Origin of the sequence: Streptomyces globisporus (assembly GCF_003501885.1) — a bacterium.
GTDB classification, from domain to species: Bacteria; Actinomycetota; Actinomycetes; order Streptomycetales; family Streptomycetaceae; genus Streptomyces; species Streptomyces globisporus_D.
Genome location: NZ_QWFA01000002.1, coordinates 1 through 14288, shown reverse-complemented (window position 1 = coordinate 14288; position 14288 = coordinate 1). Strand labels below are relative to the sequence as shown.

At 71.6% G+C, this 14288-nt stretch carries 11 protein-coding genes and 1 tRNA gene; 7 read left to right on the top strand and 5 right to left on the bottom strand.

The genetic code is table 11. The features are described from left to right. Positions 1-49: 49 nt before the first annotated feature. Entirely contained in the window at positions 50-946 is an 897-nt protein-coding gene (locus D3105_RS00575; RefSeq protein ID WP_118899044.1) for an aminoglycoside phosphotransferase family protein, read from the top strand. Positions 947-1377: 431 nt separating this feature from the next. Here the strand turns inward: D3105_RS00575 and D3105_RS00565 are convergent. Continuing rightward, positions 1378-1450: transfer RNA gene (locus tag D3105_RS00565), tRNA-Arg, on the bottom strand. Between the two features lie 319 nt (positions 1451-1769). Further along, positions 1770-3218, bottom strand: a complete 1449-nt coding sequence (locus D3105_RS00560; RefSeq protein ID WP_118899042.1) for an alanine/glycine:cation symporter family protein — start codon at positions 3216-3218, stop codon at positions 1770-1772. 391 nt (positions 3219-3609) lie between these two features. Here D3105_RS00560 and D3105_RS00555 point away from each other — a divergent pair, with 391 nt between their 5' ends. Continuing rightward, the gene (locus D3105_RS00555) at positions 3610-3819 is read left to right on the top strand and encodes a hypothetical protein (RefSeq protein WP_425315718.1); all 210 of its coding nucleotides are present in this window, start codon (positions 3610-3612) and stop codon (positions 3817-3819) included. A 106-nt stretch (positions 3820-3925) separates the two neighbouring features. Further along, on the top strand, positions 3926-5752 hold the full coding sequence (locus D3105_RS00550; RefSeq protein WP_118899041.1) for a class I adenylate-forming enzyme family protein: 1827 nt from the start codon (positions 3926-3928) through the stop codon (positions 5750-5752). On the opposite strand, the gene D3105_RS00545 is transcribed toward D3105_RS00550, so the two are convergent. Beyond that, entirely contained in the window at positions 5739-7016 is a 1278-nt protein-coding gene (locus D3105_RS00545; RefSeq protein WP_118899040.1) for a M6 family metalloprotease domain-containing protein, read from the bottom strand. The genes D3105_RS00550 and D3105_RS00545 overlap by 14 nt on opposite strands. Positions 7017-7402: 386 nt before the next feature. On the opposite strand from D3105_RS00545, the gene D3105_RS00540 reads away from it, so the two are divergent. Both D3105_RS00540 and D3105_RS00535 read left to right on the top strand, forming a co-directional pair. Continuing rightward, the gene (locus D3105_RS00540; RefSeq protein ID WP_118899110.1) at positions 7403-8089 is read left to right on the top strand and encodes a TetR/AcrR family transcriptional regulator; all 687 of its coding nucleotides are present in this window, start codon (positions 7403-7405) and stop codon (positions 8087-8089) included. Positions 8090-8299: 210 nt separating this feature from the next. After that, a complete protein-coding gene (locus D3105_RS00535; protein WP_240646756.1) occupies positions 8300-9841 on the top strand; it encodes an MFS transporter in 1542 nt (513 codons plus the stop codon). A 77-nt stretch (positions 9842-9918) separates the two neighbouring features. On the opposite strand, the gene D3105_RS00530 is transcribed toward D3105_RS00535, so the two are convergent. Further along, on the bottom strand, positions 9919-10431 hold the full coding sequence (locus D3105_RS00530) for a MarR family winged helix-turn-helix transcriptional regulator (protein WP_206272600.1): 513 nt from the start codon (positions 10429-10431) through the stop codon (positions 9919-9921). Between the two features lie 266 nt (positions 10432-10697). Between D3105_RS00530 and D3105_RS00525 the strand changes: the two genes are divergently transcribed. Further along, complete coding sequence (locus tag D3105_RS00525) at positions 10698-11480, top strand: dioxygenase family protein (protein WP_118899039.1); 783 nt, start codon at positions 10698-10700, stop codon at positions 11478-11480. Between the two features lie 18 nt (positions 11481-11498). Here the strand turns inward: D3105_RS00525 and D3105_RS00520 are convergent, their stop codons facing one another. Continuing rightward, entirely contained in the window at positions 11499-12629 is a 1131-nt protein-coding gene (locus D3105_RS00520) for a questin oxidase family protein (protein WP_118899038.1), read from the bottom strand. A 495-nt stretch (positions 12630-13124) separates the two neighbouring features. Here D3105_RS00520 and D3105_RS00515 point away from each other — a divergent pair, with 495 nt between their 5' ends. Beyond that, entirely contained in the window at positions 13125-14126 is a 1002-nt protein-coding gene (locus D3105_RS00515) for a sigma-70 family RNA polymerase sigma factor (RefSeq protein WP_032766835.1), read from the top strand. The last annotated feature ends 162 nt before the right edge of the window (positions 14127-14288 follow it).

Below are 14288 nucleotides of genomic sequence, written 5' to 3'. Positions count from 1 at the left end.
CCGGGCCGAGACGTTGTGCGGCCCCGGGACCACCTGGTTCGATCGCGGCATGATCATTGAACCGTCGCTCGTACGCGGCCTGATCGCCGCCCAGTTCCCGCACTGGGCGGACCTGCCCGTGGAGGCGGTCGACGCCAGCGGGACGGCGAACGCGATCTACCGCCTGGGCGCCGACAAGGCCGTGCGGCTGCCCCGTACCGAGGGCAGTGCGGCGGACGTGGCGACGGAGCACCGCTGGCTGCCGCACCTTGCCGAACAACTGCCGTTCCCGGTACCGCTCCCGCTCGCCGAGGGGGCCCCGGACCAGGCGTTCCCGCGTCCCTGGTCGGTCTGCACCTGGCTCGACGGCACGAACCCGCGCCCCGGCGACGCCTCTTCGTCCTCGGACCTCCTGGCGGCGGACCTGGCGGAATTCGTGCTGGCACTCCGCCGGATCGCCCCGGAGGACGCCCCGCCCGCGTACCGCAGCGAGCCCCTGTCCTCCCGCGACGCGACGACCCGCGAGGCGCTGGCGACCCTGGCCGGAATCGTGGACACGGAGGCCGTCACCGAGGCCTGGACGGAGTCCCTGTCCGCCCCGCCCTTCACGGCCGCCCCCGTCTGGGTCCACGGCGACCTCCAGCCCGGCAACGTCCTGGTCGCGGAGGGCCGCCTCACCGCGGTCATCGACTTCGGCTGCACGGGCCTGGCCGACCCGGCCGTCGACCTGATCGCGGCCTGGTACCTGCTGACGGCGGATGCCAGGCAGACGTTCCACGAGGCGATCGCGGCCGACGACGCCACGTGGACGCGGGGGAGGGGCTGGGCGCTGTCCATCGCCTTGTTGGAGCTGGCCCATTACCGGGAGTCGAACCCGGTGATGGCACGGATCGCGGCACATGTGATCGAGGAGATCCTGGACGAGGCCGCGAAGCCGAAGGGCCGGGTGCACGGCGACGCGCGCTGAGGGAGTGCCTCGCGGGCCGGCACGGGAGCGCTCCTACTCCTGCGGTGGCACGAGGGTCCCCTCTCGCCGGTGAGGCAAGCCGCGATAGACCACCCAGAGACTGATGAGTACCAGAACGGCTCCCCCTGTCGGCCAGGCTATGGACGCGCCCTCGCGGTAGTCCGTGATGCCGATCCAGAAGAGCATCGAGGACGGGATGAGCCCTGCCCAGTCGAGCGCTCTGCTGATTCTCGAGGAGGTCGAAGTCTTGGTCACAGCCGGATCCTGACAGGCGCTGGTGCCTTCCGCCGGAACAGGAGAGGACTACCGAAGGTCCCGCCCAAGAAGATCAAGCCCCCGTACTGGCCCGGTGCGTGCCGCACGAGTGTGCCGCACGCCGGAAGCCCTCCCGCCCTGATGGGCAGAAGGGCTCCTGACCTGCTGCTTTACTGTGCCCCCGGCAGGATTCGAACCTGCGACACCCGCTTTAGGAGAGCGGTGCTCTATCCCCTGAGCTACGAAGGCGGGGGCTTGCCGAAAACCGTGCCGGAAACCCCATGGGGATGCCGGGCGGAATGAGGCAAACGCCCTGGTCAGGTTTCCGCCGGGGCGATGTCCGGAGGGACACTTCCCGAGCAGACACACCGGAGGTCGACTGACCGCTGACAGCCTAGCGGATGGGGATTGCGGTGGTCGCCCCCGTTACCGCCGTGGGCCGCAACACCTTCGCGCCTCGGCTCGACCCGCTCCCCGGGATTCGGGCCCGGCCCCGAAACGCCCGAGGTCGGCAGCCCTCCCGGGGTGCCGACCTTCGACGCGTACGGTCCGCGGGAACGTGTCCGTGTCAGGGCGAGCCGACCGACATCCGCTCCTGCGGTGTGGCGTCCCGGTCCGACGTGCCCCAGCACTCCACCTCGCCGCGCAGGCCCGGAACCTGGTCCTTGCGGAAGACCGGGTCGAGGCCCTGGCGGCGCTGGGCCAGGTAGTCGTCGAGGAGGCGGAAGGCCACCGCGCTGAGGGGGATGATCGCGATCAGGTTGACCAGGGCCATCGCGCCCATCGTGACGTCCGCGAGGCTCCAGACCAGCGGGACGGAGCCGATCGCGCCGAGGACGGCGCAGGCGACGACCATCGCACGGTACGTGCTCATCACGCCCTTGCTGCGGGTGATGAACTGGATGTTGGACTCGCCGTAGTAGTAGTTACCGATCATGGAGCTGAAGGCGACCATGAAGACCACCAGGGTCAGCAGGTGACCGGCCCAGTCGCCGAGCGCGCTGGTGAAGGCGGCCTGCGTGACGTCCGCGCCGCCGCGCTCACCGAGGGCCGGGTTGGCGGAGAGGATCACGAGAGCGGTCATCGTGCAGATGACCAAGGTGTCGAAGTAGACGCCGAGGGTCTGGACCAGGCCCTGCTTGACCGGGTGCGTGGTCTCCGCGGCCGCGGCGGCGTTCGGGGCCGAACCCATGCCCGCCTCGTTGGAGAACATGCCGCGCCGTACGCCCTGCAGGATCGCCGTGCCCACGGCGCCGCCCGCGACCTCGCGGAAGCCGAAGGCGCCGCCGATGATGTCGCCGAGTATGCCCGGCACGTTGCCGAGGTTGAGGAACACGATGACCAGGCCGGCCAGCAGGTAGACCGCGGCCATCACCGGGATGATGACCTTGGTCACGGCAGTCAGGCGCTTCACGCCGAAGAACACCGCGAGCGCGAGCAGTACGGCAAGCGCGACGCCGAGGACGGGATTGAACCAGGAGGCGTCCGAGCCGAAGGAGCCCTTCGTGGCCACCGTGATCGTGTTGGACTGCACCGCGGTAAGCACGAAACCGAACGTCAGCGTGATCAGAACGGCGAAGACCACGCCGAGCCAGCGCATTCCGAGCGCCTTCTGCATGTAGTAGGCCGGGCCGCCTCGGTACGTACCGGGCTCGGTGTCGCGCACCTTGTACAGCTGGGCCAGGACCGACTCGACGAACGCCGAGGCACCGCCGACCAGGGCCATCATCCACATCCAGAAGACGGCTCCGGGGCCGCCCATGGTGATTGCGGTGGCCACACCTGCGATGTTGCCGGTGCCGATCCGCGCGGCGGCGGAGATGGTGAAGGCGCCGAAGGGGCTGACGCCGGACTGCGGCTTGTCCCTGAAGACCCGGAACATTTCCGGGATCAGGCGGATCTGCACGCCCTTGGAGCGCAGCGTGAACCAGACGCCGGCGAGGGCGACCAGCGGAATCAGCAGATATGTCCAGAAGACGTCGTTGAGCTCGACGACCCAGGTTTCCAACGTGCCCATGCGGATGTTCCCGGTTCCTTGTGAGTCGGGGAATCGGCCCGGTCTCCGCGTGCGCGTACAGGTCGTGTACGGAGTGGAGGGTGGGGCCGGACGGCGCGGAGCCGAATACTCCGCAAACGACAGGACTGTAGGCCGGGGTGACCGCCCCTGCCTACAACTCCCGAAAGTGGCCTATCTCATATAGGTGCGATATGTGCGGGAAATCCCCGGCCGCGGCCGCTGTGGCACGGCGGCGTTGGGCGGTCCGACGCAGAACGGCACGGCCCTCGTCGGCCCACCCGCGGATCGGCGCGCTGGGAACGAGGCGATGAGCGGAGCTGGACCGTCGAGCGGATTCCCGATCAGAGCAAGCGCGTCTTCGTCGTCACCGGGGCCAACAGCGGTGTGGGCGGTGCGGGACGAGGACAAGGGACGTCGCGCGACCGCCCCGGACGCTGAGAGCGCGCACTTCATCGGACCCGGCGGCATGGGCGAGCTGCGCGGCGCGCCGAAGCGGGACGACCTGGCCCCCCGCGACGCCGACCCCACGACGGGCAACCGGCTCCGGGAGCTGTCTGAGGAGCTGACCTCCGTGCGGTTCGGGCTCCCCGCCACCGCGTGAGCGACCCGCAGGTCATGGACGTACCTCCGGGCGGCCTTGGAGCTCCGGCCCCGCCCGCATAGCGTCTCGTGCAGCACCCAGCGTCAGCGTGAGAGAGAGGCCGTCCGTGCCGCAGCACACCCACGCGTCCCCGCCCCCGGCCGAGGACGCCGCAGCCCGAGCGGAACGCGCCCGGCGCGCCGCGCGCATCGAGGGCTCCCTCACCGCGCCCGGCGCCCCCTTCGCCGTGGTCCGGGGCGAGCAGGGGGCGCTGGAGTACGCCGACGGGCCCCGCACGCTCCGGGAGTTCGTCGAGACCACCTGGGCCTACGGGGACACTCCGTTCCTGATCGCGGGTGAACGCCGCTACTCGTACGGGGAGTTCTTCGCCGCCGCGTCCGCCCTGGCCGTCCGGCTGAGCGAGCGGTACGGCCTGCGTCCCGGCGACCGGGCCGTGGTCGCGATGCGGAACCACCCCGAGTGGCAGATCGCCTTCTGGGCCGTCCAGCTGGCCGGGCTCATCGCCGTACCGCTCAACGCCTGGTGGACCGAGGACGAGTTCACGTACGCCCTCGACGACTGCGAGCCCGGTGTGCTGCTCGTGGACGGGGAGCGGATGGACCGGGTCGCGGGGTGGGCGCGGCGGTCCGGGGCGCGCGTGGTCCTTTTCCAGGGGCGGCACGGGGAGGGCCGCCTTCCGGACGGCCTCCGTGGGGAGGCGCGGCTTCCGGACGGTGTTCGTGTCGAGCGGTACGAGGACCTTCCCGCGCCCGACCCCCTGGCCGCACCCCCCGACGTGGAGCCCCGGCCCGAGGACGACGCCACGATCATCTACACCTCGGGCACCACCGGCCGGCCCAAGGGTGCGGTGGCTACCCATCTCGCCCAGGCCGGGGCCGCGCTCAACCCCCGGTACCAGGCGGCCGCCTCCGCGCTGGGGCGGGGGGCCGTTCCGGGGATGGGGCCCGCCCCGGTCTCCCTGATGACGTTCCCGTTCTTCCACGTCGCCGCGTTCACCAGCTTCTACGGGGTGATGGCGGCGGGCGGCGCCCTCGTCCTGATGGACAAGTTGAACGCGGACGAGGCCCTCCGGCTCATCCGCGCCCATGGCGTCACGCACTTCGCGGGGGTGCCGACGACCGCCCTCCAGCTGCTGGACGCCGCCGAGCGCACGGGGGACGGGCTGGCGAGCCTCACCCTGTTCAGCACCGGTGGGGCCGCGGCCCCGCCCGGCCTGGTGGCCCGCCTCACCGCCCGGTACGGCGAACGCATCGAGCCCCGTAACGGCTACGGTCTCACCGAGACCGGCGGGGGCGTCCTCGCGAACGTCGGCGCCGACTACCGGGCCCACCCCGGTGCCGTCGGCCGTCCGACCCCCGTGACCGAGGTCAGGATCGCGGCAGCGGCGGGTGAGGCGTTGCCCGAGGGAGAGGTGGGGGAGCTGTGGCTGCGCGGGCAGTCGCTGTTCCGCGGCTACTGGCGGGACGCGGCCGCGACCGCGGAGGCGTTCCGGGACGGCTGGTTCCGTACGGGGGACCTCGCCGTGGAGCGTGCGGGGCGGGTCGCGGTCGTCGACCGGATCACGGACATGGTGATCCGGGGCGGCGAGAACGTGTACTGCGTCGAGGTCGAGGGCGTCCTGCACGACCATCCCGACGTATCCGACGCCGCCGTCCTCGGCATCCCGCATCCGGTGCTGGGGGAGGAGGTCGTGGCCGTCGTCCGGCTGCGCGCCGGGGCGACGGTCACCGCCGGGGCGCTGCGGGACCACGTCGGCGGGAGGCTCGCAGCCTTCAAGGTGCCCGCCCGGGTGCTGTTCACCGACGAGCCGCTCCCGCGCAACGCCACCGGCAAGCTGCTCAAGCCTCGGCTCCGGACCCTGGCGGAGGCGGCCGAGCCCCTCACGGGCTCACGGTCCGGGCCGCCGCCGGCCCACCCCCTCACGGGCGCGTGACCCGTACCCGGTAGTTGCCGTCGTCGTCCTCGTCCAGCACGGATATCCGTACGCCGTTGGCCCGGTCGGTGAAGGTCTGGCCGGGCCGGAACGGGGCGTCGGACAGTTCCGCGTGCACGTTGGGGCGCCGGGTGCAGCCGCCGCTGTCCTCGGTCGCGTCGGCGACGGAGACCGGGCCCTGGCCGGTGTCCACGTCGGAGCTGACCTTGTAGATCAGCACCCCCGGACGGCAGACCGCGTCGTCGTTGCCGGCCGCCGTGCGGACCTCCACGGCGTAGCCGGACTGGGCGCTCAGCGGGACGAAGGCGAGTTTGGTGCCGCCCTCGGTGGCCAGCGGGCCGAGCGTGTGCTCGCTGACGCCGGGCTGCGACGCGCAGCTGATCTGCTCGTTGTCGAGCCAGCCGAGCTTCCACTTGTGCCAGGCCAGGAAGTCGTTGTTGGCGCCCCAGTCCTCGGACATGATGTCCCAGTGCCCGACCGAGCCGCCGCCCTCCATCGTGTAGAGGTCGGGCAGCCCGAAGACATGGCCGTTCTCGTGCGGCAGGACGCGGTAGCCGGTCTCGGCGTACGACCCCGATCCGTCGTCCTGGCGGCTGTAGACGAACGAGGTGTTGGCGAGCGGTACGCCGTCCGCCTCCGGGGCCTCGTCGTTGCCGGAGAAGGTCACCGAGAGCACGGTGTCCAGCGCGGAGGGGCCGGCGTTCGGGCTGACCAGGATGTTGACCAGGTCGTACTCCGAGAAGTCGACCCGGGGGTCGGCGGCCGCGACGATGTCCTTCATCAGCTGGCGGTAGCCCGGCTCGAACGGTGAGCCGCGCTCTATCCCGTACTCCGTGAACGCCATCGGCATCCGCAGCCAGTCCTTGAGGGGGGCCTCGGGCCGGTAGACGAGCCGGCTGTAGGAGCTGGTCCGGAACCACTCGGAGGTCTGCGGGAAGAACTCCGCGAACCGGTCCGTCGCGGGTCCCGTCCCCTCCGCGTCCGGGAAGTCGATCATCAGGTTGAGCGCCCTGATCTCGCCGGTCGACCGGGCGTAGCCGGGCGGGGTCGGCAGGCCCTCGGACATCTGTACGCCCATGGCCGCGGAGATCCGGCACGGGGCGAGCGCGGAGTCCAGGGCGGTGGAAGCCGGGCCCGCCGAGGCGCGGCCGGCGGAGGGGAGGGTCGTGCTTGCGGAGGCCATGGCCGCTATGACCAGCGCGGTCGCTCCGGCCAGGGCGATCGGGCGGCGGTGTCTGCGTATCCGGTGGCGGGGCTGCTGCATAGAGGCGCCTTCGGGGTCCGCGGCAGCCGGCCGACCCCTGACTGCGCTCTGGCGATCAGCCTGTGCCGGGTGGTCCGGAGCCGCTCGCTGGGTGCGCCGATCGGTGGGTTTCCGCCCCGAAGGTGTGTGATGCAGGTCACATGGGAGGCGGGAAATAAGCGGGGAGCCTCTCCCCGTTTGCATACGTGTCCCCGCTAAACGGGGAAGCGGTCCCCGGTTACGGAAGGGGCCCGACCGGCTACGCAGGGGAAGGGGAGGTGAGGGTCGCAGTGAAGACCGTCGCCAAGGGTGCCGCGCAGGCCGCCGTCACCGGCAACACCGCGCAGTCCGACACCGGAAGCGTCACAGAGTCCGGCGCTGACAGCGGCACCGGTACCGGCAGCGTCATCCGCACCGGCACCGGACGCGCCGCGGAGGCCGTCGCCGGGAAGGGCGCCGCGCCGACGGCGTCGTGCCGCGCCCCCCGACCGCGGGCCGACGCGCTGCGCAACCGTGAGCGGATCGTCTCGGCCGCGCGCGAGCTGTTCGTCGAGTTCGGGCCCGACGTGGCGCTGGACGACGTCGCCCGCCGCGCGGGCGTCGGCAACGCCACGCTCTACCGGAACTTCCCCGACCGCGCCGCCCTCACCCATGAGGTCGTCCTCGCGGTCACCTCCCGCACCACCCTGAGGGCCGAGGAGGCCGTCGCCGCGGAGTCCGACCCGTTCGCCGCGCTCAGCCGCTTCGTGCACGCGGCCGCCGACGAACGGATCGGCGCCCTGTGCCCGATGATCTCCGGCGTCTTCGACAAGGACCACCCCGATCTGCTCGCCGAGCGCGACCGCCTCGAAGAGGCCGTCGCGGGTCTCGTGTCGCGCGCCCAGTCCGCGGGGCGGCTGCGCACCGACATCGCCGTCGGTGACGTACTCGTCGCCCTCTCCCAGCTCACCCGGCCGCTCCCCGGCATCGCCTGCCAGGGCATCGACCGGTTCACCCACCGTCATCTGCAGCTGTTCCTGGACGGCCTGGAGACCCCGGCCCGCTCCGAACTGCCCGGATCGGCGGCGACCTTGGAGGACCTGCGGCGCTCCTGACGGCCGCACCGACCTGAACCTTCCCGGGCCCGCCGACTCCATCGGCCCCACCGTCCCGCCTCACCCGAACACCGGCCCGTACGCCCCTGTCACGCACGGGGTCCCGCACGGGCGGCCCACGTAACCGTCGCGCGTACGCCAGAGCACGTACCGCCGACGCCCACTTCGCGACGCCTCGGCGCCCTCGCACGTCCTTAGGTGGCTACACCCATGTCAAAAATGGCCGGCCTGTCCCGAACGGCTGACACCGCCCTTCCCGATCCGAGTCGCTGGAAGGCCCTCGCCTTCATCGCGCTCGCCCAGCTGATGGTCGTCCTCGACGCGACCATCGTGAACATCGCGCTGCCCTCCGCCCAGACCGACCTGGGCATCTCCGACGGCAACAAGCAGTGGGTCATCACCGCCTACGCCCTCGCCTTCGGTGGTCTCCTCCTCTTCGGCGGCCGGATCGCCGACCTCTGGGGCCGTAAGCGCACCTTCGTCGTCGGCCTGATCGGCTTCGCGCTGGCCTCCGCGCTCGGCGGGGCCGCCCAGAACGAGGCGATGATGTTCGGGTCCCGGGCCCTCCAGGGTGTCTTCGGCGCCCTGCTCGCCCCGGCCGCGCTCTCCCTGCTCGCCGTGATGTTCACCGACGCCAAGGAGCGCGCCAAGGCGTTCGGTATCTACGGGGCCATCGCCGGTGGCGGTGGTGCGGTCGGGCTGATCCTCGGCGGCTTCCTCACCGAGTACCTGAACTGGCGCTGGACGTTCTTCGTCAACATCCCGTTCGCCGTCGTCGCCGCCGTGGGCGCGTACTTCGTGATCCGTGAGCCCTCCGGCACCCGCAACCGCGCACCGCTGGACATCCCCGGCGTCGTGCTCTCCACCCTTGGTCTGGTCGCCCTGGTCTACGGTTTCACCCGCGCCGAGTCGGCCGGCTGGTCGGACGCCCTGACCGTCTCGATGTTCGTCGCCGCCGCCGTGCTGCTGCTGGCCTTCGTCGTGACCGAGGCGCGCGTGAAGTCGCCGCTGCTGCCGCTGCGCGTCCTCACCGAGCGCAACCGCGGCGGGGTCTACCTCTCGCTGGGCCTCGCCATCATCGCGATGTTCGGGCTGTTCCTCTTCCTGACCTACTACCTCCAGGTCGTGAAGGGCTACTCCCCGGTCAAGACCGGCTTCGCGTTCCTCCCGATGATCGCGGGCATGATCACCGGCTCCACCCAGATCGGCACCCGGCTGATGACCCGGGTCCCGCCGCGCCTGCTGATGGGCCCGGGCTTCCTGGTTGCCGCGGTCGGCATGCTGCTGCTGACCCAGCTGGACCTCAACACCAGCTACGCGGCCGTCATCCTGCCCGGCATGCTGCTGCTCGGCCTCGGCATGGGTACGGCGTTCATGCCGGCGATGTCCCTGGCCACGCACGGCATCGAGCCGCGTGACGCGGGTGTGGCCTCCGCGATGGTCAACACCTCGCAGCAGGTCGGCGGCGCCATCGGCACCGCTCTGCTGAACACCATCGCCGCGAGCGCCACCACCGCGTACGTCGCCGATCACGCGGCCCGCGCCACGGACCCGAAGCTCCTGGAGCTCCAGGCCATGGTCAGCGGTTTCGCCTCCGCGATCTGGTGGGCGGTCGGCATCCTCGTCGCCGCGGCCGCCATCGCGATCGCCCTCATCAACACCGGGCGGCCCGGAACGGGGTCGGACGGCACGGAAAGCGCGTCCGAGGCGGGCGCCGAGGAGGAGTTCAAGATTCCGGTGGTAGCCCACTGACGACGCCGGTCGCCGGCAGTCCTTCGACGGCGACCGGCCCCCGACGAGGACCGGCCTCTGATCTGCCCTGGTTCCGCTCAGCGGAGCCAGGGCAGATCCGCGTCCGTGCCCTCCGGTTCCAGACCGGTGGCGAGCGTCCGCATGATCTCCCCGAGGCTTCTCACCTGCTCGTCCGTGAGCCGGTCGAACATCGCCTGCCGTACGGCCTCGACATGGCCCGGCGCCGAGCGGCGCAGCATGGCGAGGCCGTCGTCGGTGAGCACCGCGTTCTGGCCGCGCTTGTCGGAGGGGCAGTCCTCGCGGCGGACCCAGCCGTTCTTCTCCAGCCGGGCGATGGCGTGCGAGAGCCGGGAGCGGGTGATCTTCGCGTTCCGGGCCAGCTCCGTCATCCGCATCCGGCGACGGGGGGCCTGCGAGAGCTGGACGAGCAGCCCGTAATAGGTGTGCGGCATACCGGCATCGCGCTGCAACTGGCGGTCGAAGTGATCCTCCAGCAGCGTGGTGGCATGCAGATAGGCGCGCCAGACGCGCTGCTCCTCGTCGGTGAGCCAACGCGGTGCGCTGGTGGATGCCGTGGTCATGGACTCCACTGTACGACCTTTTCTTGAAAGTTGAACTAGATAGAGCTAAGGTCTCCACAGGTAGGACCTTGAAGTTTCAAGAAGCCCTCCCGGGAGGTCCCCGCAGGGGACCCGACGGGTCTCCCGCGGAATTCCGCAGGGCCCCTGCACAACGATCCCTCGGATGACCTCGGGGAACTACCGCTCTGACGAACTCGTGACCGGATCCGGTGACCCGGACGCCCTGCGCGGCGCCCGGCCGCCCGGGATCCGGCGCCCAGTGGATGGGGAGTGCCATGACAGCCACCGCGGAGCGCATGCCCGCCCTCTACCTCTCGCACGGCGCGCCGCCCCTGGCCGACGATCCCGTCTGGCCCGGCGAACTCGCCGCCTGGTCCGCGGGCCTGCCCCGCCCCCGCGCGATCCTGATGGTCTCGGCCCACTGGGAGGAGGCCCCGCTCGCCCTGGGGGCAACAGACACCGTGCCGCTCGTGTACGACTTCTGGGGCTTTCCCGACCACTACTACGGGGTGCGGTACGAGGCCCCCGGCGCGCCCGGGCTCGCCGACAGCGTCCGCAAACTGCTGCGCGGCGCCGGTACGCCGGTCCAGGACATCCCGGACCGGGGCCTCGACCACGGGGCGTACGTCCCGCTGGTGGAGATGTTCCCGGACGCCGACATCCCCGTACTCCAGATCTCCCTGCCCACCCTCGACCCGCAGAAGCTGATGGCCGTCGGGCGCAAACTCGCCCCTCTGCGCGACGAGGGCGTACTGATCGTCGGCAGCGGCTTCTTCACCCACAACCTGGCCGCCCTGCGCCACCAGGGCGGCGGGGTGCCCGGCTGGTCGGCGGAGTTCGACGACTGGGGCGACCGCGCGCTGCGCGCCCAGGACATCGACGCGCTGATCGACTTCGAGCGCACGTCCCCGGCCGGAAAGCTCGCCCACCCGCGCACCGAGCACTTCGCGCCGCTGTTCGTGACACTGGGCGCGGCCGAGGACGAGCTGGACCGGGGGCGGAGCGTCATCGACGGCTTCTGGATGGGGCTGGCGAAGCGCTCGGTGCAGTTCGGCTGACCCCGTACGTGTCGGGCCCTAGAACATCGGCGGGTTCAGCTCGATAGCGCGCCGGGCGGCGGAGAACGCGAGCGCGTCGCCCACGTCCAGTGCCGTGTCGGCGAACTTGATGGTGTGGTCGTCGCCGTGCGCCGCCGCCCGGGCGAACAGCTCCGAGGCGTCCGCCGCGCCGGTCGCCGCCGGGGTCGGGGCCGCGTCCCGGGGCGCGTAGGCGGCGGTGACCGCCGCGCTCGCCGCCCAGGAGGCCCGCAGGCTCGGCGCCCAGAGCTCGCCGGGCAGGGCGGGCAGGGTGCGCAGGACCGCGTTGGGTGCGGTCGCCGCGTGGACCAGCATGATCGGCGAGCCGTGCGCGTGGGTCGCGTACCGGTGCGTCGAGGCGCGCACCAGCTCCCGGAGCGCGTACCGGGCCGCCTCGGCGGAGGCGGTCTCCCGGGCCGGTGCGGAGGCGGAGCCCTGCCCCTGCCCCTGCCCCTGCCCTTGCTCGGGAAGCAGTCCCGGCTCTTGCCCGGGAAGCGGCCCCTGCCCTTCCCCAGGGAGCGGCCCCGGCCAGTCCGGGAAGGCGGTCAGCTGTGCGAACCGGTCCCGGATGCCGCCGCTCTGCTCGGGCACCAGTGGCACCCGGTCCAGCGCCGCCGCCGCGCTCGGGGCCGCGTCGAGCAGCGCCAGGGCAGGCAGCGGCTGGTGCCGGGCGGCCCAGTAGCCGAGGGCGTGGGCCAGCTCCCGGACGCGCGGGGCGGTCTCCTCGCCCGTCAGCAGGGTCCGTACGGAGTGGCCCACCCGGATCACCGGATGCGTGGCGCCCGCCGCGATGCCCGGCAGCAGCCGGGGCCACCACTCGACGAGCACGTCGCGCCAGGGGCGCCCGGCCGTCTCCCGCTCGAAGTGCTCCGTCCAGTCGGCGATGCGGCGCGGGTCGCCCAGCGCCTCGTGCCAGTTCCGCGCGGTCACGGGGGAGCCGGTGCCGTCCGGCATCTCCTCCAGCTTCGGGCCGTACCGGTCCAGCCAGCGGTGCACGGCCGACGCCTGGCCGTGCCGCACCAGAGCCTCCACGGCCATGGGTGCGTGATTGCTGAGCCAGCCGTCGCGCTCCGGCCCGGAGAGGTGGATGCGCTCCAGTGCTTCGTCGAGGGTGCCCGTGGTGTCGTCCATGCCGGTCACGCTAGGCAGGCGCGGGCCGCAGCGGATCGGGCTGCGGTCCCGGTCGGCCTCGGACCGGGGTCCCGGTACGACGGGTCGGCGGTTACGGGCCGGATCGGCCGACGGGCCTAGGGCCTGGCCCGACCGGCTCTTGCCGCGGCGGAACCACCTGAGCAACCCGAACGCCACCGCAGCCGTCTCCCGGGGTGGGAGCAGGGAGTTTCGGGCGGGAGCAGGGCGCTTCGGGTGGGCGCACCGATTCCGGGTACCCGGCCGGAGAGTCGGCAAGCGGGCCGACAAGGGGCCGGAACCCCTTCCGCACCGGCTCTGACCTGCGCGTCCGATGGGATCCGGAAGCGGTGTCCGGCGCTCGAAGCGGAACAGGGTACTGCATGATCACGAAAATGAATGTGCCGCATGGGAATTCTGTCCGGATTCCAGTCGTTGTTTCCATCGGATGCAGGGCACCCGGAAGGGTGTCGCGACCTACTCAGCAAGGGAGCACGCATGGCAACCCGTGCCGTCGCCCGTCGTACGTCCGCCGCCTCCGGTGAGACCGACCGGGCCAGCAGTGTTCGCGCCGTGGGCGGGGAGATCGCCGATCGCGACCTGGTCGGCATGTACCTGGACGAGATCGCCCGCACACCGCTGCTCGACGCCGCCAAGGAAGTCGACCTCTCCCAGACCATCGAGGCGGGCGTCTACGCCCAGCAGATCCTCGACGGCGAGGTGGAGAGCGATGCCGGTGACGCGAAGCGTGAGGAGCTGGAGGCGCTGGTCGCCGATGGCGAGCGCGCCAAGGACATCTTCATCCGTTCCAACCTCCGGCTCGTCGTCGCCGTGGCCCGCCGCTATCCGCGCGCGGGGCTCCCTCTGCTCGACCTGATCCAGGAGGGCAACGCCGGCCTGGTGCGGGCGGTCGAGAAGTTCGACTACGCCAAGGGCTTCAAGTTCTCCACGTACGCGACCTGGTGGATCCGCCAGGCCATCACCCGGTCCATCGCCGACCAGTCCCGCACGATCCGGCTCCCCGTCCACCTGGTGGAGGAGCTCGGCCGGATCCGCCGGGTCCAGCGCGAGTTCAACCGCGAGCACGGGCGCGACCCGGAGCACGCGGAGATCGCCGCCGAGCTCGACTCCAACGCCGAGCGCGTCGGCAACGTCCTGGACTGGGCCCGCGACCCGGTCAGCCTCAACATGTCCGTGGACGACGACGGCGACACCCAGTTCGGCGACCTGCTGGAGGACACCTCCGCCGTCTCGCCCGAGCAGTCGGTGATGACCCTGCTCCGCAGCGAGGAGCTGGAAGACCTCATCGGCAAGCTCGACAACAGGACCGCCTCGATCATCAAGATGCGGTACGGCATCGAGGACGGGCGCGAGCGGACCCTGACCGAAGTGGGCAAGCAGCACGGCCTCACGCGGGAGCGGATCCGGCAGATAGAGAAGCACGCACTGCTCGAATTGAAGCGAATGGCTCACGACACGGGCTTTGACGCTGCGGCGTGAGCCATTAACCCGTAATCTCCCCATCAAGCCGGTTCGCACCGGCCGACCGACCGGGTCATTCCGGTCACCCGACCGGTTTTCCACCGGTCCACGAGCTGAGCCCCGGCGCCCACCCCCCCCGGCGTCGGGGCTCATCCCTGTTCCGGTGGAAAACCGGTCGGG

Excerpts from the sequence above, each read along its gene's own strand:
- D3105_RS00575 (WP_118899044.1), top strand. The coding sequence starts at position 50 with ATGATCATTGAACCGTCGCTCGTACGCGGCCTGATCGCCGCCCAGTTC.
- D3105_RS00560 (WP_118899042.1), bottom strand. The coding sequence starts at position 3,218 with ATGGGCACGTTGGAAACCTGGGTCGTCGAGCTCAACGACGTCTTCTGG.
- D3105_RS00545 (WP_118899040.1), bottom strand. The coding sequence starts at position 7,016 with ATGCAGCAGCCCCGCCACCGGATACGCAGACACCGCCGCCCGATCGCC.
- D3105_RS00535 (WP_240646756.1), top strand. The coding sequence starts at position 8,300 with ATGTCAAAAATGGCCGGCCTGTCCCGAACGGCTGACACCGCCCTTCCC.
- D3105_RS00525 (WP_118899039.1), top strand. The coding sequence starts at position 10,698 with ATGACAGCCACCGCGGAGCGCATGCCCGCCCTCTACCTCTCGCACGGC.
- D3105_RS00520 (WP_118899038.1), bottom strand. The coding sequence starts at position 12,629 with ATGGACGACACCACGGGCACCCTCGACGAAGCACTGGAGCGCATCCAC.
- D3105_RS00515 (WP_032766835.1), top strand. The coding sequence starts at position 13,125 with ATGGCAACCCGTGCCGTCGCCCGTCGTACGTCCGCCGCCTCCGGTGAG.